A 1186-nucleotide genomic window follows, 5' to 3' on the forward strand; every position below is an offset into this window, starting at 1 on the left:
AGGCGGCCGGCCGGCCCGCGAAGCCGCGCACCACGCTGTACGGCGAGGTGCCCGCGGAGCGGCAGCGGGCCGCCGAGGCGTCCGACGGCCACCTGCCGGATCTGCTGCCGGTCCTGGACTGAAGCCTTCTCCCCGGGCCGAGCCACCTCCGCGAACTGAGTACGATGATCCGACCCCTGTGCTGAGAAGGGGACCCGTACCGGAGGAGATGCGTCCCGTGGCTGCCCGACTGCCCTCGTGGGCCTGGGTCACCGGTCTGACGGCGGGGGCGACCGCGGTCGTCGTCGCCCTCGCCGTACAGGCGGACCACGCGCCGCATCCCACGGCCGCCGTGGCCAGGCCCGGTGCGTCGGCGTCCGCGAGCCCGCACGCGACGCTGAGCCCGAAGGCGCCGTCCGCGCCCGCCCTGCCGGACCGGTCCGGCGACGGTCGGCGGATCGTGTACTCCATCGGCGCGCAGCGGGTCTGGCTGGTCGACGCGACCGGCCGGGCGACCCGTACCTTCGCGGTGTGGCCGGGCACGGTGAGCCCGCGCCCCGGCCGCTACTCGATCACCCTGCGCACCCAGTCCCTCAAGGGCTCGGACGGCGTGGAGATCGAGCACGTCATGTACTTCACCAAGGTGGACGGCGTGAACGTGGCCTTCTCCAACGCCCTGGACGGCGCCTCGCCCCCGCCGGCGAACGGCCAGAAGCGCGGCGGCATCCGCCTCCACAAGGAGGACGGGGCCGCCCTGTGGGCCTTCGGCGACCAGGGCACCCGGGTCGCGGTCGTCAACTAGCCGGCGGGGTCCCGGGCCGCCCGTCCTGGCCGGACGGCAGCAGGTTGACGATCAGCGCGACACCGCTCAGCAGGAACACCCGGGTCGCCGCGTCCAGCCCGTTCCACGTCTTCGACTGCCACATCGCGAACCACTCGCCGCCGATCGCGATGAACCCGGCGCCGAAGAGCAGCAGCAGCATCAGCAGCCCGTACGACGACCAGCGCCGCGCCACGTCGTCCCGGCGCCGCGCCCACAGGACCGTCCCCCACACCAGCACCGCGGCCGCCACCGTCTCCCACCCGATGATGAGGACGTACGCCGTGTCCTGCAGGGCCGTACTGGTCACGGCCCGCCACATCAGGTCGTCGTCCCTGAACGTCGTGTCCATCGCCAGCACGTGCCGGACGAACTGCTGGTTGGTCC

2 protein-coding genes are annotated in these 1186 nt (G+C 73.4%); one reads left to right on the plus strand and one right to left on the minus strand.

What is annotated here, in order from left to right; genetic code table 11:
- Positions 1 to 208 precede the first annotated feature (208 nt).
- The gene (locus tag IE312_RS35900) at positions 209 to 781 is read left to right on the plus strand and encodes a hypothetical protein (RefSeq protein ID WP_189986519.1); all 573 of its coding nucleotides are present in this window, start codon (positions 209 to 211) and stop codon (positions 779 to 781) included.
- Here IE312_RS35900 and IE312_RS35905 read toward each other — a convergent pair.
- Positions 774 to 1186 (minus strand): DUF2165 domain-containing protein (locus tag IE312_RS35905; protein WP_229900853.1); only part of this gene is annotated, 413 nt, incomplete at its 5' end. The two genes, IE312_RS35900 and IE312_RS35905, sit on opposite strands and share 8 nt — an antisense overlap.

This window comes from Streptomyces capoamus, assembly GCF_014654935.1.
Lineage (GTDB): Bacteria > Actinomycetota > Actinomycetes > Streptomycetales > Streptomycetaceae > Streptomyces > Streptomyces capoamus.

Coding starts and splice junctions, on each gene's coding strand:
- IE312_RS35900 (WP_189986519.1), top strand. CDS start 209: ATGCGTCCCGTGGCTGCCCGACTGCCCTCGTGGGCCTGGGTCACCGGT.